Here is a 2242-nt window from a genome sequence, read left to right as displayed (position 1 = left end):
TTCCCTGCTTGGGAGTATTATAATACACAGTTAGGTTTTTCATGTCAGTTAAATTCTAACACGAAAAAGGACTTTCGGTTCACGAGAATCGGAAGTCCTTTTTCGTATTTTTTGGGGGCTTATTTTTTCACACCCCCTTTTTTATTTGTCCTGTGCGACCACTTTGTCCACAATGGAATCCAGGGCCTTGCGGCTGGCTTCACTGAGGTTTTCCAGAGGATTGCCGGCATCTTCCGCAGCCACCACCTGGGGATCGATGGGGATCCTGCCCAGGAAGGGCAGGCCTTTTTCTTCCGCCAGGGCCTTGCCGCCGCCGGCTTTGAAGATGTCCACTTCCTGTCCGCAGTGAGGGCAGACGAAACCGCTCATATTCTCGATGATACCGCGGACCTTGATGTTGCCCAGCTGGCAGAAGCTCAAAGATTTCCGTACATCCGCCAGGGCCACCTTCTGGGGGGTGGTGACGACGATGGCTTCCGCATCCTTGATGGTCTGGACTACGGTCAGGGGTTCATCGCCGGTACCGGGCGGGCAGTCGATGATCAGGTAATCCAGGGGATCCCAGCGGGTATCGCTCATGAACTGCCGGATGGCACCTACCTTCAGGGGCCCTCTCCAGATCAGGGCATCGTCCTGTTGGGCCAGGAAACCCTGGGCAGACAGGAATTCCAGGTTATCGCTGTATTTGAAAGGCACCAGCTTTTCGTTTTCCACCTGGACATGCCTGTCCATAAAGCCCAGCATGCCGGCTACGCTGGGACCGTGCAGGTCCACGTCCATCAGGCCTACTTTACAGCCGCGCTGGCTCAGCAGCAGGGCCAGATCCACGGAGACAGTGCTCTTGCCCACACCGCCCTTGCCGCTCATGACCACGATTTTATGTTTCACATGGCCCAGGAAATCGGCGATAGCCACATCCTGGGGGTTCTGCTTCGGATTGGATGTGCAGCCGGAGCAGTGGGAATGATCGCAATGATCACATTCGCTCATTGATAAAACCTCCTCAATTTGAACCACAAAATAGCAACCGAACCTATTATATGAAAAAAAACAACTGAATGCAAATAAGTTACAATTTAAAAACTGACTACGAAGTCAAAAAATGTGTATAATACTAAGGAAACACAACGGGGCAAGCCCCATAAGGAGTGAACTGTATGCAATTCAACTGGAAAAAAACGGCAGTGCTGGCGCTTCTGGCTGCAGTGTGCGCAGTACCGGCCTATGCAGAAGAACGGCCCAAACTGGCTGATGGAGAGCTGTTCGTGAACGACCGGATCGTGGCGGATGGCAAGGTGCTGTACAAGGCCCTGGATGCCCATGACGATTGGGAACATGATGCGGAAAAACAGGTGCCGGGCCTGGTGTGCACGGCCTTCATCCCGCCCAGGGATGGAAAAGTGGAACCGGAGCTGGCCAGCGTGAAGAAGCTGACGGCCAAACAGGAGAAAATCCTGGAAGCACGCCGTCATTATACCGGTGCAGACTATGCCGGCAAGCTGGTGCTGTTTGCGGTCATGGATACCAATGGCCAGAGCGGCAAGCTGGATATCGTCAAGGCAGAACTGTTCGGACGGCTGCTGAACGTGACCGTGGCTATCCAGGACCCCGGCGGTTCCCGGGATAACGGCTCTGAAGTCCTCAGTGAAGAACACGTGGTGACCATCCCGGCAAAGAACCTGCCCCGCTTCGGCAACCTGCGTGTCCGGTTCTCCGACACGACGGGCCACGCTCTGGATGACATGGATGTGGCGCTGGAGAGATAAAAAAAGTCCGGTAATCATCAGCCACCATTATCCTGTAACTTCCGAAACACTCTGGCCCTTTCCCTCACTAATCTTCTTCTTTCCGTTGACGGATTCTTTTCCGGGGAGTAAAATGTAACTATTCTAATGTGTAAAGGCGGTTTTCATCATGACTTTGTCCAGTACGACCTGGGGAACTGCATATGGCTTCTATTTTACCCAGAGCTGCTTTTATGGCTTTGGGTACTTTAGCTGCTTGAAAACTCCATGCAATCCCACCGGTAAGAGAGACTGAGAATCCAGGGAACCCTGGAAAGCGACCTTGATAAGACCGTTAGCAGACTCCTTGCGAGTCTGCTTTTTTGTCGGGTTTGAAAACCCCACGCTATGCGTGGGGTTCTGGAAAGCTTTTAGCTATACCAAAAAATCCTCCTTTGGTAAAATGAAGATGGCTACCAACCACTTCATTTTGAAAGGAGGATATCCTGAATGGATAT

The 2242-nt window shown here is 52.2% G+C and carries 2 protein-coding genes; one reads left to right on the top strand and one right to left on the bottom strand.

The genetic code is table 11. The annotated features are described in order from the left end of the window. Window positions 1–141: 141 nt before the first annotated feature. On the bottom strand, window positions 142–990 hold the full coding sequence (locus ACR0QW_RS10925) for a P-loop NTPase (protein ID WP_432643656.1): 849 nt from the start codon (window positions 988–990) through the stop codon (window positions 142–144). 167 nt (window positions 991–1157) lie between these two features. Here ACR0QW_RS10925 and ACR0QW_RS10920 point away from each other — a divergent pair, with 167 nt between their 5' ends. Further along, window positions 1158–1766 (top strand): hypothetical protein, encoded by a 609-nt coding sequence (locus tag ACR0QW_RS10920; RefSeq protein WP_432643655.1) that lies wholly within the window; start codon window positions 1158–1160, stop codon window positions 1764–1766. Window positions 1767–2242 lie beyond the last annotated feature (476 nt).

The organism is Acidaminococcus sp. (assembly GCF_050873445.1).
Lineage (GTDB): Bacteria > Bacillota > Negativicutes > Acidaminococcales > Acidaminococcaceae > Acidaminococcus.
The sequence above is the reverse complement of the archived record's forward strand: the minus strand, read 5'-3'. Positions and strand labels throughout refer to the sequence as shown.

Coding starts and splice junctions, on each gene's coding strand:
- ACR0QW_RS10920 (WP_432643655.1), top strand. CDS start 1,158: ATGCAATTCAACTGGAAAAAAACGGCAGTGCTGGCGCTTCTGGCTGCA.
- ACR0QW_RS10925 (WP_432643656.1), bottom strand. CDS start 990: ATGAGCGAATGTGATCATTGCGATCATTCCCACTGCTCCGGCTGCACA.